This window comes from Streptomyces albipurpureus (genome assembly GCF_023701525.1).
GTDB classification, from domain to species: domain Bacteria; phylum Actinomycetota; class Actinomycetes; order Streptomycetales; family Streptomycetaceae; genus Streptomyces; species Streptomyces albipurpureus.
Map to the genome: position 1 here is coordinate 233,806 of NZ_JAMQAW010000011.1, position 23,724 is coordinate 257,529.

The 23,724-nt window shown below is 68.4% G+C and carries 18 protein-coding genes and 2 pseudogenes; 14 read left to right on the forward strand and 6 right to left on the reverse strand.

What is annotated here, in order from left to right; genetic code table 11:
- Positions 1–142: 142 nt before the first annotated feature.
- The 10 genes and pseudogenes from NBG84_RS15215 to NBG84_RS15260 form a co-directional block, all read left to right on the forward strand.
- Positions 143–985 carry an SAM-dependent methyltransferase gene (locus tag NBG84_RS15215; protein WP_250919965.1) on the forward strand — a complete coding sequence of 281 codons (843 nt, stop codon included), beginning with the start codon at positions 143–145 and terminating at the stop codon, positions 983–985.
- 1,128 nt (positions 986–2,113) lie between these two features.
- Positions 2,114–2,587 (forward strand): NUDIX hydrolase, encoded by a 474-nt coding sequence (locus NBG84_RS15220; protein ID WP_250919966.1) that lies wholly within the window; start codon positions 2,114–2,116, stop codon positions 2,585–2,587.
- Positions 2,588–2,682: 95 nt separating this feature from the next.
- On the forward strand, positions 2,683–3,699 hold the full coding sequence (locus NBG84_RS15225; RefSeq protein ID WP_285366734.1) for a Gfo/Idh/MocA family protein: 1,017 nt from the start codon (positions 2,683–2,685) through the stop codon (positions 3,697–3,699).
- Between the two features lie 59 nt (positions 3,700–3,758).
- A complete protein-coding gene (locus tag NBG84_RS15230) occupies positions 3,759–5,048 on the forward strand; it encodes a DegT/DnrJ/EryC1/StrS aminotransferase family protein (RefSeq protein ID WP_250919968.1) in 1,290 nt (429 codons plus the stop codon).
- Positions 5,049–5,074: 26 nt separating this feature from the next.
- Positions 5,075–5,764: a methyltransferase gene (locus tag NBG84_RS15235; protein WP_250919969.1), complete on the forward strand. Its 690-nt coding sequence runs from the start codon at positions 5,075–5,077 to the stop codon at positions 5,762–5,764.
- A 79-nt stretch (positions 5,765–5,843) separates the two neighbouring features.
- Complete coding sequence (gene hisN, locus NBG84_RS15240) at positions 5,844–6,680, forward strand: histidinol-phosphatase (protein WP_250919970.1); 837 nt, start codon at positions 5,844–5,846, stop codon at positions 6,678–6,680.
- Between the two features lie 59 nt (positions 6,681–6,739).
- A complete protein-coding gene (locus NBG84_RS15245; RefSeq protein ID WP_250919971.1) occupies positions 6,740–8,305 on the forward strand; it encodes a carbamoyltransferase C-terminal domain-containing protein in 1,566 nt (521 codons plus the stop codon).
- Between the two features lie 51 nt (positions 8,306–8,356).
- Positions 8,357–8,648 (forward strand): annotated as a pseudogene (locus NBG84_RS15250) (IS701 family transposase); the annotation flags it as partial.
- Between the two features lie 351 nt (positions 8,649–8,999).
- Complete coding sequence (locus NBG84_RS15255) at positions 9,000–9,557, forward strand: GNAT family N-acetyltransferase (protein ID WP_250919972.1); 558 nt, start codon at positions 9,000–9,002, stop codon at positions 9,555–9,557.
- A 143-nt stretch (positions 9,558–9,700) separates the two neighbouring features.
- Positions 9,701–9,914, forward strand: a pseudogene (locus NBG84_RS15260) (NF041680 family putative transposase); the annotation flags it as partial.
- Positions 9,915–10,259: 345 nt separating this feature from the next.
- Here the strand turns inward: NBG84_RS15260 and NBG84_RS15265 are convergent.
- The 6 genes from NBG84_RS15265 to NBG84_RS15290 form a co-directional block, all read right to left on the reverse strand.
- Positions 10,260–10,739, reverse strand: coding sequence for a hypothetical protein (locus NBG84_RS15265; protein ID WP_250920072.1), 480 nt, complete (start codon positions 10,737–10,739; stop codon positions 10,260–10,262).
- 71 nt (positions 10,740–10,810) lie between these two features.
- Complete coding sequence (locus NBG84_RS15270; RefSeq protein WP_250919973.1) at positions 10,811–11,611, reverse strand: ABC transporter ATP-binding protein; 801 nt, start codon at positions 11,609–11,611, stop codon at positions 10,811–10,813.
- Positions 11,608–12,345 (reverse strand): ABC transporter ATP-binding protein, encoded by a 738-nt coding sequence (locus NBG84_RS15275; protein ID WP_250919974.1) that lies wholly within the window; start codon positions 12,343–12,345, stop codon positions 11,608–11,610. The genes NBG84_RS15270 and NBG84_RS15275 overlap by 4 nt, the downstream gene beginning before the upstream one ends.
- On the reverse strand, positions 12,342–14,588 hold the full coding sequence (locus tag NBG84_RS15280) for a branched-chain amino acid ABC transporter permease (RefSeq protein ID WP_250919975.1): 2,247 nt from the start codon (positions 14,586–14,588) through the stop codon (positions 12,342–12,344). The genes NBG84_RS15275 and NBG84_RS15280 overlap by 4 nt, the downstream gene beginning before the upstream one ends.
- A 5-nt stretch (positions 14,589–14,593) precedes the next feature.
- The gene (locus NBG84_RS15285; RefSeq protein ID WP_250919976.1) at positions 14,594–15,994 is read right to left on the reverse strand and encodes an ABC transporter substrate-binding protein; all 1,401 of its coding nucleotides are present in this window, start codon (positions 15,992–15,994) and stop codon (positions 14,594–14,596) included.
- Between the two features lie 308 nt (positions 15,995–16,302).
- Positions 16,303–16,860 carry a DoxX family protein gene (locus NBG84_RS15290; protein WP_250919977.1) on the reverse strand — a complete coding sequence of 186 codons (558 nt, stop codon included), beginning with the start codon at positions 16,858–16,860 and terminating at the stop codon, positions 16,303–16,305.
- A gap of 402 nt (positions 16,861–17,262) precedes the next feature.
- Here NBG84_RS15290 and NBG84_RS15295 point away from each other — a divergent pair, with 402 nt between their 5' ends.
- The 4 genes from NBG84_RS15295 to NBG84_RS15310 all read left to right on the forward strand — a co-directional run bounded on the left by NBG84_RS15295 (position 17,263) and on the right by NBG84_RS15310 (position 23,655).
- The gene (locus tag NBG84_RS15295; protein ID WP_250919978.1) at positions 17,263–18,087 is read left to right on the forward strand and encodes an enoyl-CoA hydratase-related protein; all 825 of its coding nucleotides are present in this window, start codon (positions 17,263–17,265) and stop codon (positions 18,085–18,087) included.
- A gap of 123 nt (positions 18,088–18,210) precedes the next feature.
- Positions 18,211–20,433: an acyl-CoA dehydrogenase family protein gene (locus NBG84_RS15300; RefSeq protein WP_250919979.1), complete on the forward strand. Its 2,223-nt coding sequence runs from the start codon at positions 18,211–18,213 to the stop codon at positions 20,431–20,433.
- A 37-nt stretch (positions 20,434–20,470) separates the two neighbouring features.
- Positions 20,471–22,633, forward strand: a complete 2,163-nt coding sequence (locus NBG84_RS15305; protein WP_250919980.1) for an acetate--CoA ligase family protein — start codon at positions 20,471–20,473, stop codon at positions 22,631–22,633.
- Positions 22,630–23,655, forward strand: coding sequence for an MBL fold metallo-hydrolase (locus NBG84_RS15310; RefSeq protein ID WP_250919981.1), 1,026 nt, complete (start codon positions 22,630–22,632; stop codon positions 23,653–23,655). The genes NBG84_RS15305 and NBG84_RS15310 overlap by 4 nt, the downstream gene beginning before the upstream one ends.
- Positions 23,656–23,724 lie beyond the last annotated feature (69 nt).

Sequence of the window (23,724 nt, forward strand, 5' to 3'; positions counted from 1 at the left end):
GCTCCAGGCCTTCCTCCTCTCGGCCGTCCACACGGACAACGACATCGCGTTCGACCCGTGAGCCTTTGACCTCTCACCCGGCGAAACGCGGCAGACGGGCCTCTTCACCAGATGGCACATCCCTCATGCTCGGGAGACCTCGATGAGCAACGACCCATCCCTGCACCACAACGCCCCGTCGTCACCGGACGTCGGCCGGCTCCATGACGAGCAAGCCGAGATCGTGGACGGCGCGGCCGTCGACGGGAACATCCACGTCGGCTACTGGGACAGCGCCGCAGACGAACGCTCACTCAACCAAGCCACCGACCGGCTCACCGACCTCGTGGCGGAGCGGCTGGCCGCCGCACCCGGCCAGCGCCTGCTGGACGTCGGCTGCGGAACCGGACGGCCCGCCCTGCGCATCGCCCGGGCCACCGGCGCCCATGTGTCAGGAGTCTCGGTCAGCAACCAGGATATCGACCTCGCCCGAACCCGGGCGGAAGCCGCCTCGCTCGCCGATCGGGTGGACTTCCGGTACGCGGACGCCTGCGCACTGCCCTTCGAAGCCGCGTCCTTCGACGGTGCCTGGGCGATCGAGTCCATGATGCACATCGGCGATCGGACCACCGCCCTCACCGAGATCGCCCGGACCCTGCGACCAGGTAGCCCGCTGGTCATCACCGATGTGCTGCTCCGGTCGCCGGTGACCGGGGATACCGCGGATCTGGTCCGCCAGACATGCCGGGCGTTCGGGTCCCCCTCGTTGCCCGAACCGGCGGAGCTCCGCACGGCCCTGGACCGCGCCGGTCTGGAGCTGGTGGAGTTCAACGACATCGGAGAGCACGTCCGGCGCACTTACCAGGCGTTCGCCGACGCCTTCGACGATGTCGCACCCCCAGCCGACGACCCCCATCACGAGTTCTTCAACTCCACCCGCTCCCTTCCCCGGTTCGGTGCGCTCCCTCAGATCGGCTACGTCTTCCTGGTCGCGCGCCGCCCGTGAACGAATGCCCCGCCCGGGGAGCAGGAGTGGTACCGCGGGACCCCGCCGGCAGGCAGGGGCGGACCGGCCCCCTGCCGGCAGGCCCCTGCTACTCCGGGCCGCCCGGCGGCCGGTGAGCGGTGTCCTCGTGGCGTCCGAGCCGCTCCGAGGGAGGGCGTATGTACGTGCGGGGAGGCGGGCCAGGCGAATGAGTCATCGCCGGCGTCTCGATCTTCGTCCGCTGCTGCCTGCCGCAATGCCGTACTGAGCGAGAAGGACCGACGTCTCCTGGCGGCGGCACGCCAGGTTCTGGATGCTGCCGAGCTCGCGGTCCGGGCAGCCCAGCCCAGCGAGCGTCGCCTCCGGCGTGTCGATGCGGTCGACGGGCGGCGTCACCGAGCCACGGTGAGTGGCCAATCTGGCCAACCTATTCCACCGCGAAACGGTCAACCGTGGCAGAAATTGATGTTTAGGGCAAGCGCGATAAGGAAACCCCTCGCGCCACGGAGTAGGTGGATCGAGACCATCATGGCCCGCGGATCGGTACGGGCCGCGCGAGCGCCTACGCCCGACCGGATGCGCGGTACTCATCAGGCCACACCCCTCAACACGCGAGTTGACACTCTGTCAAGAAGAAGTTGAGGCGTCCCGAAGCCTGTTGTGAACCCATGCACCTCCTAGGAGGCCAGGTAGTGTTCAGGGCGGAAATGTAGGTCCGATATAAATCATGATCCGGTGAGAATTCGGGCTTCTTTTGATGTTGCCGTTTGAGTTGTTCGACTGTGCGCGTGTTCTACCCTGCGCATGGTGCACGTGAGTTCTCTGTGCAGGTGAAATGAGGCAAGAATGGCCAGCTGGTTCCGTGAGGCAAGGCCTGCGACCGTAGGCGCAGCTGGAATTTCATTCCTCCCTCATTCCCTCCAAGAGCCGTTCCCGGCCGCTGCCGCGAACTCGTCTACCGTGCGATGCCCTCTCACAGGGGAGCAGGGGGAAACCCGCCTGGCTGGACATCCCGACGCCCCCCGCCACCACCTGCCCTGTGACAGAACCGCGCGGTACAGCCGCGAGGCGGCGACACCGCGCGAAACGCCTTCCATCAGGTCCTCACCCGCGATGCGCCCCATCGACCGGGCGCGGTGAACGGCTGACGTGACCGAGGTGAACGAACCCCGACGAGTGGTGGGCGCGCTGATCCGCGACCCGTACGACCGGATCTTCGTCCAGCGCCGCTCGGCCGACCGACTTCTCTTCCCCGAGTGCTGGGACGTCGTCGGCGGAGCCGTGGAGGAAGGGGAATCCCTCCTGGACGCGCTCCACAGGGAGATAGCGGAGGAGACCGGGTGGCGGCTGCACCGCGTTCTTGCCCGGGTGGCGCACGAGGAGTGGACGGCGAACGGACTACGGCACATCGAGTCGGACTATGTCGTCGAGGTGGACGGGGACCTCTCGTCGCCCGAACTCGAATGGGACAAGCACACCGACTTCGCCTGGATAGCGGCCGAGGAAGTCTCGCTGCTTGACGAGAACGCACAACGCAGCGGAAGCACCTTCATCAAGGATGTTGTGACCGCAGCACACGCCTGGCTCGCCGATGCTTCCGGGAAGAGCCGCAGAGCTCTCTGAACCGCCCGCGGCCAAGAGACCGATGGGATCTCCACGGGCCTTTCCTGGCTGCCGGCGTCATCCTCAAATGATGTTCTGCGAGGGGGATATTCTGTATGCCCGGCTACGGATTAGAGAACGTACGTCCGCGACCGCGAGTAGTGGTGGTCGGATTCGCTGGACACCAAGGAAAAGAGTATCTGCCGATCGTGCGGGAGAGTGCAGATATCGTCGGCGGCGTCGACCCCGCCCCGGCGGCCTCATCCCTCGCCGACGAGTGGGGGTTCCCGCATTTCGATTTCCTCAGCGAGGCACTCGAAAGAGTCGAATTCGACGCCGCAGTGGTCACCGTGCCGCATAGCGAGCACTTCCCGGTCTGTACAAAACTCCTGGCGCACGGCAGGCATGTCATCAAGGAAAAGCCGTTCGCCGTCACCGAACAGGAAGCCCGGCAACTGATACACCTGGCGCAACGGGCTGACCGCAGCGTCTTCACGCTGCTGCAACGGAACTTCGACCCCGTTTTCCAGTTCGCCCAGGAGAACCTCGCGCGGATCGGGGAGCCCTACTGGTTCTCCTACGACTACCACTTCAACCTGGCTCATCCGACCACGGGTTGGCGCGCCTCCAGGGAGCAGGCGATGGGCGGTGTGCTCCTCGATATGGGCTACCACCTCATCGATGTGCTCAGCGGGCTGTTCCCCGAACCCCCTCGGGTGCACTCCGCCTTCGTGCACCGCTACCAGGAGATGCGGGATCGTCGACTGGAGGATCTCGTCAGCCTCATGTGCAGCTATCCCTCAACGGGACTTGCGGGCTCGCTGCGCATCTCACGCCATAACTACGAGAAGGTCGAACACCTCTGCGTGCTCGGTACGGAGGGCGCGTTGAACATCGCCCCCGGGGTCGCCATCCTGCACTCCGTCGGAGGGCTGCCGTTGGAGCGCCACACCTGGGACGGCCCCAAGATCGACGCAGTGCGTTCCATGATCGCCCACCATCTGGGGCACCTGGACGACCGCTACTACCGCCAGGGCCACCTCCAGCGTCAACTCGTCGCCGTGCGCACGATCGACGGGATCTACCAGGAGCGGCTACGTGAGCAGAACGAGCTCGCCGACCGGTGCGCCTGACTCACCGACCGGGCCCGACGCGCCGGGCCCGGGTCCACCCGCGAAGGCAGGAAGGACACATGGCCACCGCCGAACAACTCGCCCTCCTCGGAGGCGCACCCGTCATCGAACAGCCGCTGCCCCACGAGGTCTGGCCGCCTCCCGCCGACGAGGCGGAGCTGTCCGAACTGGCCGAGCAGCGGAACACCGACATCTCCATCAAGGGCAACAGCGGTCCCATCGGCCGGCTTGAGGCCGACTTCCTCGCCTTTCTGAACGACGGAGCCCGCTTCGCGGTCACCTTCAACTCCGGTACCAGCGCCCTCCTCGCCGCCTACTTCGCCCTCGGTGTGCGCGAAGGCGTGGACGTCGTGGGACCCGCACTCACCTACCATGCGGCGCTGAGTCCCGTCTTCGCGCTCCGCGGTGACGTGGTGCTGGCCGACATCGACCCCGACACCCGCGGTCTGGACCCCAAAGCGCTGCAAGCCGCGCTCACCGAGCACACCAAGGTCATCACGGTCGTCCACCAGTGGGGCCACCCCTGCGACATGGACGCGATCCTGCGGATCGCCGAGCGGCACGGGCTGCGCGTTCTGGAGGACTGCTCTCACGCCCACGGCAGCCATTACAAGGGCAAACCCGTCGGCACCTTCGGCGACGCCGCGGTCTTCTCCCTCCAGGCCAACAAGGCCGTCTACGCGGGAGAGGGCGGCATCCTCGTCACGAGCGACCCCCAGGTGCACGACCGCGCCACTCTCCTCGGGCACTACCGGGACCGCTCCCGTGACACCGTCCTCGACGAGGAACTGCGTGCGCACTGGGTCACCGGTTTCGGGCTCAAGCTGCGCATGTCGCCGTTCAACGCCATCGTCGCCCGACACTCGCTCGCAGCGTTCCCGGCCCGCAAACAGGCCCGCCACCGCTGTCTGCGCTACTTCGGCGAACAGCTCGGCGACGTGACCTATCTGGAGCCGGTACACGTCGCCGCCCACGTCGACATGGGCGCCTGGTACGGCTACAAACCGCTCTACCGGCCCGGGGCGCTGGGGGGCGTCCCACGCTCCGTGCTCATCGAGGCGCTGCGCGCCGAAGGCATGGAGGTGGGCGCCCCCTCCGGCCCCCGGCTGTCGACCCTGCCGCTCTACGCCCGCCCGGAGAACCCCCTCTTCCCCGGAACGCCGAAGAGGGGCATCGCACCGGAGACCGGCTCACACGCCGAGCACGTCGAGCGGCACGCGCTGTCCCTGCCCACCTTCACCAACTGGCCCGAGGACACGACGCTCATCGACCAGTACGCCGAAGCCTTCCGCAAGATCGGTCGTCACCGCGAGGCGCTGGTGCGGTACGCGGCGGGCCCCTCCCGATGACCACCGCCAACGAAGAGGAAGAGACCATGACTGTCAAGGAGTCCCCCGAGGCCGTGGCCCAGGTCCTGCAGCACGCCCTCGTCGGTGACGACCTGCCGGACTCCTTCACCCTGCTGGGGCGGGAATGGACCCTGCGCCGGGGCGTCTTCCCCAGCACACTGAGCGCCGCCACCGAGGTGATGGCCTCGATCGTGCCCTATCCCCAGGGCGGCTCGTTCCTGGAGGTCGGCTGCGGCACGGGCGTCATCTCCGTGACCGCCGCGCTCATCGGCTGTGCCTCCGTCACCGCGCTGGACATCAACGAAAAGGCAGTGGCCAACACGGCGGCCAACGCCGAGCGGCACGGTGTGAGCGACCGGGTACGCGTCCTCCAAAGCGACATGTACACGGCGCTTGAGCCCACGGAGCGCTTCGACGCCATCTTCTGGAACGTGCCCTGGACCTATGTGGAGGACGGCTTCGCGCTCTCCACCGATCTGCACTCCGCCGTCTTCGACCCGGGCTACCAGGGCCAGGCCCGGTACATCGCCGGCGCCCATGAGCATCTGGCCGACGGTGGCAGGCTGCTGCTGGGCACGGCCGACCTCGGGGACCGCGAACGGCTCGACGCCTTCGCCGAGGAAGCCGGTCTGCGGGTCGAACTGCTGCACCGCGTGCGCCGGATCGAGGAAGTACGGGTCATGGAGTACCACATGCTCGAACTGCACGCGAAGTGATCCGTCAGCCCCTGGCGCTCCGCCCGGATCGCCAGGGGCTGAGCCCCCGAAACCCACGATGTGTGCAGTGAGGCGCTCCATGTCACAACAGGCCGATCTCGAACTGGCCCTGCGACTCGGCGATATCGCCGACAGCATCACCAGCAGTCGCTTCCAAGCCCGCGACCTGCGGATCCAGGAGAAGCTGGACCGTACGCCCGTGACCGACGCGGACACCGCCGTCGAAACGGCCGTACGCGAGGCCCTGAGGTCCGCCCGTCCGGACGACGCCTTCGCCGGGGAGGAGACCGGCGGCTCCGTCACGGCCGGGCGCACCTGGATGGTCGACCCCATCGACGGCACCAAGAACTTCCTACGCGGGATACCGGTCTGGGCGACACTGATCGCCTTGCTGGAGGACGGCCGACCCACCGTCGGTGTGATCAGTGCCCCCGCCCTGCACAGCCGCTGGTGGGCGGCTGCCGAACGAGGCGCCTGGCTGCGGCGCGGGTCGGTCGACAGCGCCCCCCTGCCCCTGCGGGTCTCCGGCAACACCCGCCTCGCCAAGGCCTATCTGTCCACCACCAGCACACGTACCTGGGATGTCTTCCACTCCTGTGAGGCATATCTGCGCCTGGCCGAAGCGTGCTGGGAGGACCGTGCCTTCGGAGACTTCCTCCAACACTGCATGGTGGCCGAAGGAACCCTCGACATCGCGGCCGAACCGGTCGTGAACCCCTGGGACATCACCGCCGTACAGATCCTCGTGGAGGAGGCCGGCGGTGTCTGCACCGATCTCCTGGGCGCCTCGCCCCAAAGCGGCACCGGCGCCCTGTCCGCCAACCCGCGGTTGCATCAGCTCGCCCTGAGAGTCCTCTCGGCCCCGCCTGGTGCCGCCCTCGATGACGAGACAGATGACCCCGCGAGGGCAACATAAGCCCGTTTGATCCCGGCGCCCAACCGCCAGGTCGGAATTCCACAGAGAAACGGACCATCATGCTGATTCTTTCCCTCAAGGAAGGCCATGACGGGGCGGTAGCAGCCGTCGAGGATGGCAAGCTGCTCTTCTCCCTGGAGGCGGAGAAGGACTCGTTCATCCGCTACAGCGGCCTGACCGCCGAGGTGTTCGCCGTAGCGGCGGACCGGCTGGACAAACAGCCGGACGTCATCGCCCTGAGCGGCTGGATCAAGGGGACCCAGGCCACCGACCAACCCTCGCGTAGCGGGTACTTCGGTGTGGGCGAGTCCGCGATCTCGGACGAAGCCGGCCGGTTCTTCGGGAAGCCCGTGCGCGTCTTCTCCTCCACACATGAGCGCTCCCACATCATGACGTCCTACGGAATGTCGGCACTCCGTCGGGACCAGCCCTTCTACGGTCTGGTGTGGGAGGGGAACATCGGCTCGTTCTACCGCATCGACGAGCACGGGGAGGTGACCCATCTCAAGGAGGTGCTCAACCACCCGGGCAACAAGTACTCCTACGGCTTCGCGCTCGCGGACCCCGAGTTCAGCGCGCACCAGGAATTCGTCCGCTTCCAGGACGCGGGCAAGCAGATGGCGTTGGCCGGATTTGCCGAGGATCGATCGGCAACCCCTGCTGAGCAGGAGGTAATCGACTTCATTCTCGGCCAGAAGAAGGTCATCACCGGAAACCTGAAAGACCGGATGACCGATTCCCCCTTCCATAACATCGGCGTGGAATCGGATGCGTACAAGAGCCTCGCCGCCCGCCTGTCGAACGCCATCTTCGACCGGTTCCACGCATACGCCAGGGAGCATTTAACGGAGGGCCTCCCGCTGCTCATCTCAGGTGGCTGCGGTCTCAATTGCGAGTGGAATCGCCGCTGGCGCGAGTGCGGGCTCTTCCCCGCGGTCTTCGTCCCGCCGTGCCCCAACGACAGCGGCTCCGCGATCGGGACCGCCATCGACGCCCAGCACTTCTACACCGGGTCGGCGGACCTGGACTGGGATGTCTACGCGGGTGGCGAATTCGTCGAGGACATGGAGTTCGACCCGCAGCGTTACGAAATCCGCCCGGTGCACTACGGCGAGGTCGCACGCTACCTCCGCGACGGAAACATCATCGGCTGGGCGCAGGGCCGTTGGGAAATCGGCCCCCGCGCGCTCGGGAACCGGTCGATCCTGGCCGCTCCCTTCACCGTGGAGACGACAGTCAGGCTCAACAAGATCAAGCAGCGCGAGAGCTACCGCCCCATCGCCCCGATCTGTCTGGAGCAGGAGGCGAGCCGCTGGTTCGGTGGCGGGGTCCCCGATCCCTACATGCTGTACTTCAGCCAGGTCGAGTCCGGCGAGCTGCGGGCGGTCACCCACGTCGACGGAACGGCTCGCACCCAGACCATCGACCCGACGACGAACCCGGAGATGGCCGATCTACTGACCTGCTTCGGCGAATTGACCGGATTCAGCGTCCTCTGCAACACCTCCCTCAACTACTCGGGGCGCGGGTTCATCAACCGCAACAGCGACCTGATTGCGTACGGCGAACTCCACGGACTGGATGGATATGTCGTGAATGACGCCTTCATTACCCCGCGACGATGATTCTCCGGCCGCCGAATCCCGGGCATCCGCGCCGAATACCGCGAACCGGATCCGTTCCGGTGGGTGACCGGGGATTCCGCTTAAGGCTTCAGCGGGGGACGGTGGTTCGAACTGGAGCAGGCGGACGTCTTCCGACGTCATGGCCCTACCCGGCACGACACCGTCATGACCCGCCGGGCACTTGATGACCACCCCGTCCATGACCTGTTCCCCGGTCCGCCCGACAGAAGTGGTAACGCCGTTCCTGCCGCGAGGCAGCCCACGCCGGCGGATCCCTGACTGTGCCCGCGTCGAGGTCCGGCCCTGGCAGCGCGAGGGCCGTGGGCAGTGGGTGATCGCCCGCCACCAGCAGACTGTAGTGGGGTGAGAGTTGCGCAGGCAGGGCCTGCCGTGAGCCACCGCGCATACCGTGTGGTCCCCAAACACAGCGGGCAACAATCGGTCAGATACTGAAGGGAGGGCCGCCGTCACCGCTGCGGCAAGGGTGAGCGCGACAGAACCCTGACGGAGGCGGGCGGTGAGGGTACGGAGGCTGGCCGAAGCCGCGTGATCATCCTCGTGGGAACTTCCTCGACCGGTAAGCCTGTCGATTGACGCCCAGCTGTCGAACGCCGTTCGAACTTGCCAGGTCATGGGCGGTTTCGAGGACTGGCGAGAGTCTGGACCCCGCAGGCCCCGAGTGAAAAAATAGGGGATGACATCGTTCTGGACTGGTAAACGTGTACGCCTGCGCGGTATCGAGCCCGACGACTGGACCGCGTTCATGCGCTTCGCCGAGGACGAGGAGCGGCTGGGAAACCTGCTGAGCCCACCCCGCTCCGCCGAGGGCTTCCGTACCTGGGCGAAGGAGCAGGCCACTGCCAAGACTGATGGCGACTGCTTTGGATTGGCGATCGAATCCGTCGAGACCGGGGAAACTGTCGGGGCTGTCGGCTCGCACCACGCTGATCCACGTGCGGGCTGGTTCGAGTACGGCGTCACGATGGGCGCCGACCATCGGCGCAAAGGCTACGCGGCAGAAGCCGTGGTGATACTGCTGCGGTTCATGTTCGCGGAGCGGCGCTTTCATAAGTGTGGAGCGCGGGTCCTCGCGCACAACGAGGCATCGCTGGCACTTCAACGTCGGCTCGGGTTCACCGAGGAGGGCCGCCTCCGCGATCACGTGTTCTTCGCGGGTGGGCACCACGATGTCGTCATGATGGGCATGCTCGCTGACGAGTTCGCCCAACTGCACTCGATGAGGGAACTATGAGCCTGTTGTCGATGTCCGTGTCGAGCATGACTCGAACTTGATCTGTGTTTTCGCAGTTCAGCGGACGTTCGGGTGGCCTTCGCCTGATCCTGTGCTCCGACCAGGGAGCGCACGTGACCGTGACGAAGGCCGTGGAGACGAGTCTGCCGCACGAGGATGCCCGCCGGGAAGCGTTCGCGAATGCGTCGCCCTTCCGGTCGGAGTTCTATGCCTGTCTGACCAGACGAGGTGACGAACTGTTCGATCTGTGCGACGCGTATGTTGTGCGCCGACGGGCCGGTACGGACCTTGGTCGATCTCGCGCTCGCACCCGAACACCGCCGTGGACACGGCGCGTTGGTGGAAAGCGTGCGACGGCCCACCGCCGCGGGTCTGCGACCCAAGGGCGGTCGGCCGCCCGAGCACGCGGCGAGTTCGCCATCGGCGACCCCACCACCTGGGGCACCGAGCAGGCCGCGAGGCCACGGAAAACCGGTTCTACGGGAAGGCGACCGCGCAGGCGTGGGTCCGGCTGCACCTGCGGTTGACCCTCCAGGCAGCCTGGCTCGACCAGGACGGACCGCAGGCGGTTTCACCGGACGCTCCACCCGTACGTCGTTCCGTTGGAGAACCGGTCGGATGCCCGCGCAGCCACTCGGCCACCCGACCAACGGCCCGGCACCCGGTGGACCCGGGCGTCGCCGTTCCCGACCGAGTCTCGTATCACGCGCCGTACGATGGCGCGGGTGTCTCCGGAGCAGCCGCTGCGGGGGTTGCCGCAGTCACGGACGGCACGGGCGGCTCCGCTCCCCTACCCGCCAGGTCCCGCTGCTCGTAGATGACCCGCAACAACCAGAACCGCATGAAGCGCTGGACGCTCATCGCCGCGTAGACGATCGCTCCCAGTACGGTGATGCCCACTCCGAGGATGGCCAGGACGACCATCTCCATCTGATCGCGCAGGTCGGACTGGGCCGCAGTCTGGTTGAAGCACACGAAGACCCAGATCAGCCCGCCCACGATCAGGGCGATGCCGAGCCGGCCGATCAGTTGGTCCCGTGGTCCGGGTCCCGCGTCTGCTCTGAGTCTTTCCAGCTCCGCGAGGAAGGCGGTACGAGAGCCTCCGCGCATCCGTCCGCCGGTATCGCTACTGGCGGAATCCGAACCGGGAACGACCCCGTTCATTCTGTCGCTGTCAGTCATCACGATCCTTTCTGAGTCGGGACGCGGCTGGGGCACATCGGCCTGCGCACGTTGGCCGGAGGCGGCCGCTGTCACTGTGTGCGGTCCGTGTGCGAACGGATCGGCCCGGCGGCCAGGTAGAGGCCTTCAAGCGTCTCGCCGATGTCCGAGGGCACTCCCTCGGCGACGACGGTCCCTTGGCTGAGGACCACGGCGTGGTCGGCCAGGCCGAGGATCTCGTGGATGAACTGTTCGATGACGACAACCGCGACACCGGTCGAGGCCAGCGTCCTGATGTGCTCGTAGAGCTGTTCCACGACACGTGGAGCCAGGCCCATCGACAACTCGTCGACGACCACGACCCTGTTGTCCAGGGCGACGGCACGGGCCATGGCGAGCATCTGCTGCTCGCCGCCCGACATCGTCCCGGCCAGTTGCCTGCGGCGCTCTCCCAGCCGGGGGAACTGCTCGTAGACCCGGTTCTGGATCTCCCGTACGGAGGCCCGGTTCGGGGAGATCAGCCTGAGGTGTTCCTCGACGCTGAGCCGGGGGAACACCCCTCGACCCTCGGGCACCACGCACACCCCCAGCCGGGCCAGGGCGTCCGGGGCGGCGCCGGTCACGTCGACCCCGTGGATGACAACGCGCCCGTGGGTGGGGGTGATCAGGCCGCTGAGCGCCCGGACGGTCGTGCTCTTCCCCGCTCCGTTGGCCCCGAGTACCGCGAGCACCCCTCCCGGGTCCACCGACAGGGAGATACCGTGCAGCACCTCGATCTGCCCGTATCCGGCGTGCAGCCCGACCAGGGCCAGCGCGGCGGAACCGGCTGCGGGTTTCGTACCGTCGGGATTCGCTCCCGCGCGTTCGCCGAGAATCCCCATGGGCGTGTTCATGACCCGCCTCCCGCCGCCGTGCCGAGGTAGGCCTCCAGGACCGCGGGCACGGTCCGCACCTCTTCGGGTGTGCCTTCGGCGACCAGGACCCCCCGGTCCAGCATCGCGATCCTGTCGCACAGTTCCATGACGAACGACATGTCGTGCTCGACGAGGACGATGGTCAGGCCCTCGCCCGCCAGCCGCCGCAGCAGCTCCGCCGTCTGCTCCGTCTCGTAGGCCGAAAGCCCCGAGGATGCCTCGTCCAGGAGCAGGAGCTGGGGCCTCATCGCCAGTGCCCTGCCGAGTTCGATCAACCGTTGTGTCCCGGTGGGCAGGGAGTCGGCACGCCGGCCGGCCACCGGGCCAAGCCCCAGGGTGTCGATGAGTTCCGCCGCGACGGCCTGGGGCTGGACCGACCGGTCCCAGCCTCGGTGGGCTTCCGCGCCAACCAGGATGTTCTCGCGGGCGGTCAGAGTCCCGAAGGTCTCCAGCCGCTGAAAGGTCCTGGCCAGGCCGAGCTGGGCACGGATGTGCGGCCTGGCATGGGTGATGTCCTGTCCGGCCAGCTCCACACGGCCGGTGTCGGCGGCCTGGATGCCGGCAACCACGTTGAACAGAGTGGTCTTGCCAGCGCCGTTGGGTCCGATGAGTCCCACGATGCTGCCCGGGGCGACGTCGAGGCTCACATGGTCGACGGCGACCGTGCCGCCGAAGCGGACCGTGGTGTCGTGGACGCGCAGGAGGGGCGTCATCGTGTCCTCTCCAGTTCAAGGCCGAGGGACCTGTCGAGCATGGCGACTCCTGTCGCGGTGAAGGGGGTGTCGATGCCCGTGCCCGCGTCGGCGGGGCCGCCTTGGCCCCCGCCAGGCGGCGGGTCCGCCGGGAGCCGGCCGCCGTCGTCCCGGCGAGCGGCCGTGACGACGACCGCGGCCCAGGCGAGCAGGACCGCGACGACGACGCCCACGGAGCCGGGCAGGCCGAGGCCGATCCCGGCCGCGAGCCCAGCCGCCAGGCCGGTGGTCGCGGCGGCGAAGGCGAACGGCCGCTCCCGGATCAGTTCGCGGAACATCGGGATCTGCCCGCGGGGGTGGTCGCTGAGGGCGAGGACCGCAAGGGCGGGTCCGACGAGTTCCAGGGTGTGGGTGAAGTTCCCCGGCGCCCATTCCAGGCTGAGCGTGGTGAGCAGGGCACCCATCAGGCCCGCGGCGAGAGCACCGCTGACGGTGCCTACGCCCATGACGGTCAGCGACAGGACGATGGCCAGGCCACCGATCATCCCGAACTGGTCGGAACTGGCGAACCGGGCGCCCTGGACGAGCACCCCGCCGCCGATACCGCTGACGGCTCCCGCGATGGCGAAGACCAGCGCCTTGTGCCGGGCCACATTGATGCCCGAACAGGCCGCCGCCGCCTCGCTGTCGCGCAGTGCCACGAACCGTCTGCCCAGCGGCGACCGGCGCAGGCGTACCAGGGTGAGGGCGAGGAGCAGGTAGACGACGGCCGCGTAGCCCAGGAACCTCGCGGGATCGCCGATGTCCACTCCGAGCAGGCTCAGCCGGTCCAGAGTGCGCGCCTGTTCGAAGATCTCGGGCTGAGTGAGGACCACGCTCGCGGTCACCAGGGCCAGCGCGACCGAGCTGAGTGCCAGATAGAGGTCCCGAAGGCGCAGTGCGGGGAGGGCGACGAGCACCCCGACCACGGCTGTCGCACCACCGGCGACGAGCAGCGCCGCTACGGAACCGCCCGCCCAGTAGGTGAAGAAGCCTCCGCAGCCGGCGAGGGCCAGGGGTGCCAGGAAGGGGATGCCCGCCCATCCCATCAGCGGAACGAGGCCGAGCAGGACGATGGCCAAGGACATGGCCATGACGAGCCGGCCCAGGACGGAGTCTGAGGCCAGCAACCCGGCGAGGAGCACGAAGAGTGCCAGCGCCAGGGTCCCGCCGCCGACGCTCCGGCGGGAGGGCAGGCGTTCCATGGGATAGGTGCGTACCGCGCCGCCGAGTCTGATCGTGGCCTGCGGGAGCAGGAGTAGGACCGCGAACAGGGCGAGGGCGGGAAGCGCGTTGGGAAGGTTCGCCCAGCGTCCGCCGAACTGGAGGAAGGTGGAGGAGAACGTCACCAGGAGACCAAGGAGCAGCGCTCCGAGGTAGGTCATCGACAGGCTGCGAAGCCGGCCGAAGACCGCGGCGGCGAAAGCGTTGACGATGAGCAGGCTCAATGTCTCCGCGCTCATGTTGCCCACCTCGGGCGCGATGAGGATGCCCGCGAGGGCGGCGCTGACGCAGCCGATAACCCAGGCGGTGGCGGAGACCCTGGCCGGCCGCACCCCGTACAGGGCTGCGGTGTCTTCGCTGTCGACCACGGCGCGCATGGAGATCCCGAGCCGGGTGCCCCGCAGGATGAGCTGCACCGCGACCGCGAGGAGGATCGCGACGGTGATCGTGATGAGCCGGTGCCAGGTGAGCTGCACACCTGCTATCTCGATGCCCCCGGAGCCTCCGAGGGGGGACAGCGGGTAGGAGTTGTTGGGGTTCCAGGTGAGGGTGGCAAGGCCGAGGAGGGCGATCAGCAGGCCGACGGTTCCGACGAGCTGGGCGGCCAGGGGCGCCCGCTTGAGCCGCCGCATGAGCAGTTTGTCCAGCGCGATGCCGAGCAGGGGTGCGAACACGGCGACCACCAGGACCATCGCCAGCCAGACGGGAAGGTCTCGCCGGACGCTGAGTTCCCAGTACACGAAGGCGCAGAGCATACCGATGGCGCCCTGGGCGAAGTTGAAGATTCCCGTGGCGCTGTGCACCACGACCAGCCCGGTCGCGCTGACCGCGTAGATACCGGCCACTGGCAGGGCGAACACCAGGAGCTGGGTCACTGTCTCCAGGGTGACCGGACGGCCCGCCCAGGCTGCGTTGGCCACCAGGCACAGGCCGGCCGCCAGCACTACCGGGACCACAGCTCGGCCCCAGGGGACCCTCTGCATGGTGATGATCCTCGCCATGGCGGTCAGCCCTTGAACGCGGTCGAGGGGTCGAGGGTGATGTCGTCCATCTTGGCGCAGTGCATGGTGCCCCGCTTCTCGGGCCAGGTGCGCTTCCAGGAGCCGTCCTTCTGCAGCTCCACCGCGACCAGGCAAGGCGGGGGGATCTTGGCGCTGGGGTTGTTCTTCGCGACCATTCCCTCGTTGTCGAAGGAGTCGACGGCCTTCAGTGCCTCGGTCAGCGCGGAGCGGGTCAGGCCGTTGGGGCCGTCCTTGGCCACCACGTCCTCGACGGCCTTCTGGAACAGCCGGGAGGCGACCCAGGAGGGGGTGGAGAAGGTGTTGTGCGTCTTGACCTTCTCGGTGAAGAGGGCCAGTTCGTCGTTGGCGTCCTTCTCCTCGTACGGAAGGTGGGTGATGAGCGCGGTGGAACCGATCACCAGGTCGCCGCCGGCCTTGACGAACGCCGGGTCATAGCAGGTGGCCTGACAGATCCACTTGTCCACTGAGTTCACACCCTGAGTGGCGGCCTCCTGGCGGAGCAGGATGAAGCCGGGGAAGCTCATCGAGGACAGGGCGAATTTGGACTTCTTGTCCTTCATCGTCTGCGCCATCGGCGTGTAGTGCGTCTTGGGGTCGCTGCCCTTGGCCCCGGTCTGTAGGTCGGCGGTGAACCCCTGCTTCTCCTGCAGCATGGTGTAGAGGGGAACGATCGCCTGGACGGTCGCCGGAGAGGTGTTGGCGATCACGTAGGCGCCGTTTGCACCCTTGCCGACCGCGCTTTGGAGGTAGTCGCCGTAGGCGAGGGGCTGTGTCACCTTCTGCTGGCCCTTGACGGCTGGGCAGGGCTGGCCGCCTGCACCTGCGGGGAGGAAGGTCGACTTGTTGCACGCGTGTACGGAGCCCTGGGCGGTCCCGGGGATGTCCGGGAGTCCGGTCTTGGCGCCCGACTTGTCGGCGCACTCGCTCAGCGGCGCCGCGTCGGCGACCGCCAGCATGAAGCTGCCCACCATGGCGAAGCTCTTCTGGCACGCCTCGATCATGGCGTTGCGTGACTCGGTCGGGTCGATCTTGGTGTCGTAGGCGGATACCTTGACCTGGCGGCAGGCGAGGCCGCCCTCGGAGTTCATCAGCTCGGCCCACGCCTTGACGGCCTCGACCGATCCGTTGGCCATCCCGGGAATGGCCTGGGCGCCGGTGTCCGCGCCCAGGTGGATGTTGATGGTGTCCTTGGTGATCCCGGTTTCCGTGGCCTTGAGTTCTTCGTTGTCACAGCCGGCGGCGGTGGCCGAGGACTTGCCACCCGGCTTGGACGTCCCGGCCTGCCCGTCGGAGTCGCCGCGTGCGCCTCCCTCGCCGCATCCGGCGAGAAGAAGTGCGCCGACCGCGGCCAGCGCGGGAACGAGTGCAATCCTGAATCGTTGCATGGAATCTCCTGACGATCACTCTCGGTGACCCGAAGTGAAACAGGATTCTAAGTCTGCGTCTAGATGTCGGCAGCCGTATCCTGATTCGGTTTACTTCCGTGGCTTTATGACGGTGCATTACCAAGTGACCGGTCCGAGAGGGAACCGCACCCCGACACCCCCTCCCCCACCGCCCCGGAGGCCGGAAGACCACAGCATGGAGATCCCGCCCGGAGGGCGTCCGGGCGCCACCGGAACCAGCGCACCGAACCCCCGTGGCAGCCCAGGTCAACGGCTTGACGCCCCCGCCCCGCGACCATTCGCCCCCGTCAACGCGCCCTCCGCGTCTCCGCCGACTCCCCCGGCGGCTCTTCCCCAGGGGCTTTCCACGATGTGGCGAGCAGGACCACGGCACCGCCGAGCCCGGCACCCGCCGCCACCAGCCCGCCGGCCCAGCCGGTCAGCCCGAGGAGTTGGCCCCCGTCGCCGGTCACCCCGAGGGCATGGTCGAGGGACAGTCGCCCGGGGCCGAGCATCGCGAGCACCACGGCGCAGACGGCGAGCACCAGGACGTACTCGTAGCCGTCCCTGAAGACGAAGAGACCGTTGGGACGGTGGGCCACCCAGCCGGCCACCGCCATCACCCCCACCACGGCTGCGGCGGCGAAGGGGGTGAAGAGCCCGAGCACCAGGGCACCCCCGGCGGCGATTTCGATCCAGCCGCTCATCAGGGCGTGCATCCGGGCGGGCGCGAAGCCCATACCGCCGAACCAGCGCGCGGTCCCCTCAACACCACCGGGACCGAAGAGGTGGTTGCATCCGTGCGCGATCATCACACCGCCAAGGAGCAGGCGGAACAGCAGAACAGCGACGTCGAAGTCGTACATCCGGCGGCCTTTCACACAAGGGGCGGGAGGGATCCGGAAGAAGGAACGCGTCGGAGAGGGCACGAAACAGGTCGCCGAAAGGGACATGTAGGCGGCGCGGAAACGGAGGGCTAGGTCGTCGACCGTGGAGCGGGGTCACTTCCCACCGACCGGGGACATCGCAGCCGAACAGTCCGGCGGCCCCTTCCCCATACACACATGACGGCCGGTCAACCGGGCCCGGAACGGGGTCGAATCCCCGTCAACGTAGCAAAACTAGAATCTAATTATCACCCCTGGACACGAACTTAGAATCCTGTTTCACTTTGGCTGGTCACGGTGAGGAAATCTCCTGCGATGGCCGAGAACTGCCTCAACCCCCGCGGTACGCCCCCTGAAGAGCCTCAAGACAGGTGATGTCCGGTGAACTACTCCCTGGTACTTATCGACAACCCGGCCCCCTACGTACGGCGCGTCACACTGAACCGGCCGGAGAAGCGCAACGCCCTCAACGCGACCCTGCGCAACGAGGTCTCCCACGCACTGCGCGCTGGAGACCTCGACGACGACGTCCGCGTCACCATCGTTCGCGGGGCGGGTAAGTGCTTCTCCGCCGGATACGACTTGGCCGCAGGTGCCGAGGAGTACGGGATGGTGGGCACCGGCGAGGCCGCCTTCCAGCGCACCGTCGTCGACATGTGGACCGGTATCTGGGACCTAGACAAACCGGTCATCGCCCAGGTGCACGGGCACTGTCTGGCCGGAGGGTCGGAACTCGCCACCGGCTGCGACCTCGTCTACGTCGCCGACGATGCCAAGATCGGCTACCCGGCCGTGCGGTTCGGGACCCCCGACATGCAGTACCACGCGTGGATGATGGGCCTGCGCAAGGGCATGGAGGTCATGCTGACCGGCGACGCGATCAGCGGTGTGGACGCCGCGGCCAGCGGATGGGCCAACCGGGCCTACCCCGCCGAGGAGTTGGAGGCCCGCACACTGGAGATGGCACAGCGGGTCGCCAAGATCCGTTCCGATGTGCTCCAGATCAACAAGCGCACGGTGCACCGAGCCATGGAGCACATGGGCATGCGCCAAGCACTCCGCGCCGGTACGGAGATGTCCGGTCTGGCCGTCCACACCGAAGGGTTCAAGGCCTTTATCGCCTCGGTCACCGAGCAGGGCCTCACCAAGGCCCTCAGCGCGCGGGACGAGACATTCGGCGACGGGCGCACCGTCGAATCCCGCTGACCTCCCACTCCCCCAACGGTCCCGGCGCGCCCTCGCGCCCGGCCCCCTCAGCACGGCGGAGGCCGGCGCCCACGCGGCCACCCCCCTTGTGACCCTGCCCAGGCCCGCATCCGGAGGTCATGCATGTCCATAGCGCTCTTCGACGAACACATCCAACTTGCCGAGGCAGCAGGCAAGTTCGCCAACAGGAACGCCCCCGTGTCCGCCACCCGCGAGCTGTTCGCGGCGCTCGGCGCCGGCGGACGACCCGGGCACTGGGACGCCCTGGTCGGGCAGGGTCTGCACTCAGTCCACATCGACGAGGAGGCCGGAGGCGGCGGGGGCGGGGTGGAAGAGCTCGCGGTCATCGTGGAACAGGCGGGGCGCGCCCTGCTGCCCGGTCCGTTCGTGCCGACCGTCATGGCAAGCGCCGTCGTGGCCGGGGCGCCGACGGGCCCCCGGCGCAGCGCACTGCTGCGTGAGTTCGCCGGAGGCGCGCTCGGCGCCGTACTGCTCCCCGGCAACGGAATCACGGCACGCCGCAAGGGCAGTGGCGGTTGGACCCTCTCCGGCTGGACGACCCCGGTGCTCGGCCTGATGTCGGCCGAGATCATCGTCGTGGGTGTGGAGTTGGAGGGGCGGTCGGGATGGTTCCATCTGTCCCCGTCCGCCACCGGGCTGACCCGGACCGCCGAGGAGGGTGTCGATCTGACCCGGGACGTCGGCCGCCTGGAACTGGACGACGTACTCGTCTCCCCCGCGGATCAGATCGGCGGGGTGGACGACGTCGCCGCGGCGGCGGCCGTGGTCGCCCTGTACTCCGCCGAGGCCAGCGGGCTGATCCGGTGGTGTCTGGACACGGCCGTGGAGTACGTCAAGGTACGCGAGCAGTTCGGCAAGCCGGTGGGCTCCTTCCAGGCGGTCAAGCACAAGGCCGCCCGGCTCATGATCACCGCGGAGCTCGCCGCTGCGGTGGCCTGGGACGCGGCCCGCAGCGTCACCCAGGACTCGGTGCAGCAGCGCCTCGCCACAGCCGGAGCCGCCGTCGTCGGTCCGGGGTCGGCGGTCGACGCGGCCGTCGAGGCGGTCAGCCTGCTCGGCGGGATCGGCTTCACCTGGGAACACGACGTCCATCTGTACTGGCGGCGGGCGATCAGCGTCGCGGGGCAGGTCGGCCCGCACACCTCGTGGAGCGTGGCCCTGGGCAAGGTGTCCCTGATCACCCACCGGGACTTCAGCCTGAACCTGCCAGAGGAGGACACGGAGTTCCGCGCCTGGGTCGCCGGGCGGATCGAGGCCGCGCTCGCGCTGCCCGAGGACACCCCACGCAGCGAGGGCTGGTCCGGCGGCGCGACAGGCCCCCGGCGCACCCTGCTCGCGGATGCCGGCCTCGTCGCTCCGCACTGGCCCAAGCCGTGGGGTCTGGGAGCCTCGGCGGTCCAACAGGTGATCGTGGCCGAGGAGTTCACCCGCCGTGGCCTGGTCCAGCCGTCGACCGTCATCGGCGAGTGGGCGTTGCCGACCATCCTGGCCCATGGCACCGATGGCCAGAAGGAACGATTCGCCACACCCACCCTCCGGGGCGAGACCGTCTGGTGTCAGCTGTTCAGCGAGCCCGGCGCGGGCTCCGACCTGGCCGGTCTGTCGACCAAGGCGGTCAAGACCGACGGCGGCTGGCGGCTCGACGGGCAGAAGGTGTGGACCTCCTCCGCCCACGAGGCCGATTGGGGCATCTGCCTGGCCCGCACCGATCGCGACGCCCCCAAACACCGCGGCATCAGCTACTTCCTGGTCGACATGCGCTCGCCCGGGATCGAGATCCGCCCGCTCAAACAGGCGACGGGGGCCTCGGAGTTCAACGAGGTCTTCATGACAGACGTGTTCGTCCCGGACGACTGCCTGGTAGGACGGCCCGGTGAGGGGTGGCGGCTGACCGCGACCACCTTGGCCAACGAGCGGCTCTCGATCGGTACGACCATGCGCGGGCCCGGCGACCCGGCCCGGCTGCGCGACCTGATCGTCAAGGGTTCGCTGGCCGCCGCGCAGGACGACTCGCTACGGGTCCTGGGCCGGGCCGGGGCTTTCGAGGCCGCGCTGTCGGCCCTCAATCTGCGCGAGGCCCTACGCCGGGTCTCCGGCGGGCAACCCGGGGCCGGATCGAGCATCGCCAAGGTGGCGGGCGCCCTGATCCAGCGGGAGAACTCCGCGACCGCGCTGGCTCTACTCGGCCCCGAAGCCAGCCTCGACGTCAGCCCCGGCGGCCTGGTGGCCGACCAGATCTCCCTGCCCAACGTGCTCATCGGCGGGGGCACCGTCGAGATCCAGCTGAACGTGATCGCCGAGCGCATCCTGGGCCTGCCCCGATGACGGCGCCCGGAACACCACTCTCGCGGAAAGGCATGCGATGACCATCACACCGGAGCGGGCCGCCGATCGGCGCGACCCGCTCACCGCGCAGCGGCTGCACTCCCTTCTGGCTCCGGAGAGCATCGCGATCATCGGTGCCAGCGACAAGTCCGCCTGGTCGCAGCTCACCTTCAAAAACCTGCGCGACGGAGGCTTCACGGGGAACATCCACCTGGTCAACCGGCGCGGGGCGACCACCCACGGGCAGGCCACGTACACCTCGGTGGGCGAGCTTCCCGAAGTTCCCGGTCTGGCGGTCGTTCTGACCTCCGGCACGGCGGTCCCCTCGGTCCTCGACGACGGCGCCAAGCTCGGCATCAGCAACTTCATCGTCCTGGCGGGCGGCTTCTCCGAGGGCGGGGCGCAGGGACAGGCCCTGCAGGACCACGTGGTCGCCACCGCCCGGGCCAACGGGCAGCTCATCCTCGGGCCCAACAACCTGGGGTTCGTCAACACCTGGGGCAAGGTTTCGGCGTTCAGCCACTTCACCCCGGCCCCGATGCTGACCGGAGGTGTGGGCCTGCTCAGTCAGAGCGGCGCACTGGCGATCTTCCTGCTGCCGTTCCTGCAGTCGCGGGACGTCGGCATCAGCCATGCGATCACCCTCGGGAACGAGGCCATGATCAGCGTCACCGACGGCCTCGAATACCTGCTGCACGACGAGAACACCAAGGTGATCGCGCTCTATGTGGAGCAGATCCGCGACTGCGCCCGGTTCGCCGATCTCGCGGGCCGAGCCCGGGAAGCCGGCAAGCCGATCGTGATGTTCAAGGTCGGCCGGGGCAAGACCGCGGCCCGTGTCGCGGCGGCGCACACCGGCGCGCTCGTGGGCGACGACCGGGTGATCGACGCCGTCTGCCGCCAACAGGGCGTGATCCGGGTGGAGTCCATGGAGGACCTCGCCGTCACCGCGGGCCTCCTGGACGGGTACGGGGAGATGCCCGGCCACCGGGTCGGTTTCGTGACCGGCTCGGGCGCGATGTGTGCGTTGATCAGCGAGAAGGCCGACGCCGTCTCGCTCACACTGCCGGAGCTGTCTGCCGAGACCGTCGCGGCTCTGCGCGAGGACGGCCTGCCGGAGTCGGCCACCGCGCAGAACCCCCTGGATGTGACCGGTGTGGTCGCCGTCGATCCGTCGATCATGTACAAGGCCCAGCGCCGGGTCCTGAACGACCCCGACGTCGACATCGCGGTCTTCAACAGTCAACTGCCCCAGTCGAAAGAACACGCGGCGATGTCGAGCGCGATGGCCGAGGAGACGATCCTCTCGGCCGCGGGGAGCGACAAACCCGTGATCATGATGGGGTTCCTGCCGGTGGAGAGCACCGAGTTCGGCAGGCAGTGGCGTCGGCAGATGGGCATGGCGCATCTGGTGGAGTCCTACGACCGCGGGGTCCCGGCCCTGGCCAGAGCCATCTGGTGGTCGCAGCGGCGGCGTGATCTCGCGGCGGTCGATCCGGTGGCGCCCCCCGCGGTCATCGCACGCCCCGAGGGCACGGGTGACTGGACCGAGGCCGACATCGGCGCGTTCCTCGGCGGACACGGGGTCCCCTACGTTCCCGCCACCGTGGTCGGCTCGGCAGACGAGGCGGTGGCCGCGGCCGACGGTATGGGGTACCCGGTGGTACTCAAGATCGCTTCGCGTGACATCGCCCATAAGACGGACGTCGGAGGGGTCCGCCTCGATCTCGCGGACGGCGAGGAGGTCCGTGCCGCCCACAATGACATCCTGGCGCGGGTGGGCGCCGCGCAACCGGCCGCGCTCATCTCCGGGATCACCGTGTCGCCGATGCGCGGGCGTGGCACGGAGCTGCTGGTCGGTGTCGTACGCGACCCCGACTGGGGCCTGGTGCTGGTGGTGGGCTTCGGCGGTGTTCTGGTGGAGGTGCTCCGCGACACCGCCCTGCGGGTGCTGCCCGTCTCCCGCGACGAGGTCCGGAGCATGCTCGACGAGTTGCGGGGCATCGAGGTGCTGCGCGGCTTCCGCGGCGGCGAGGCAGCGGATCTGGACGCCGTCGTCGAAGCGGTCCACCGGATCGCCCTGGTCGCGGAGGGACTCGGTGACGGGGTCGAGGAGCTGGAGATCAACCCCCTACTCGTCCAGGGCGACCGCGTCGAGGCGCTCGACGCGCTGATCCGCTGGAGTGACAGTCCGTCATGAGTGCCTCCAAGGCCGGCCGGGAAGGTCCCGGCCAGCCGGGTACGGCCGATCTGGGCCATGGCCTCTGGAAACTGCCGGTCGCCGTCGTCCGCAACGTCCCGCCCACCGTGAACGTCTACGCGGTGGAGTCGGGCGACCGGATCCTCCTCGTGGACGCCGGCTGGGACGAGGAGAGCCTACGGTCGCTGGAGTCGGGTCTCGACGGTCTCGGGGCCTCTCTCGCGGACGTCGAGGGGATCTTCCTCACCCACGGCCACCCGGACCATGCGGGCCTGGCGGCCGGACTCCAGCAGCGGACCGGCTGCTGGGTGGCCGCGCACCCCCATGAGCGCAGATGGTTCGCCGCAGGGTCGGACGGACCTGAACCCGGCTGGACGGACTGGCTGGGCGCTCCGCCGAGCGCCGGGGAAGCAATGCGGGAACGGTTCGGCGGTAACACAGTCATGCGTGCCCCCGTCATCACCGACCTGACGGACGGGCAGGTGCTGCGCTCCGAGGGCGGGCGCGCGATCACTGCAGTGTGGACTCCGGGGCACAGCCCTGGCCACCTGTGTCTGCTCGACGACTCGGGCGCGCTGTTCACCGGTGACCACGTCCTGTCCACGATGTTGCCGAGGCTGCATCAGGAGATGGGGAGCGAAGAGGACCTGCTGGCCCGGTTCCTGTCCTCGCTGGGGCGCACCCGCGCCCTGTCGGCCCGGGTGCTGCTCCCGGGGCACGGCGAGAACGTCACCGACTCCGAGGCCCGCCACGGGGCGGTGGCGCTGCACTACCGGCTGCGTCTGGACGAAGTCCTGGCGGTGCTGGGCCCGCGGAACGGCGACGACCCGACGACCTGGGACGTGGCCGCCCGGCTTCCCGGGAGACGTCCGTGGGAGGAACGTTCCCTGGTGGCACGGGCGATGGCGGCGACCGAGGCGGCCACCTTCCTGTGCCACCTGGAAAGACTCGGCCGCGTCGACCGGAGGGGGCGCCCTCCCCGGTGGCGCCCGGCGGCCGGGTGCGGGGCCGCGCCGTCCTAGGGGGTCCGGAAATCACTCCCCAAGGATCTCCGAGCATGCGCAGGAGGGTGGCCGACTGACCATAGCCGG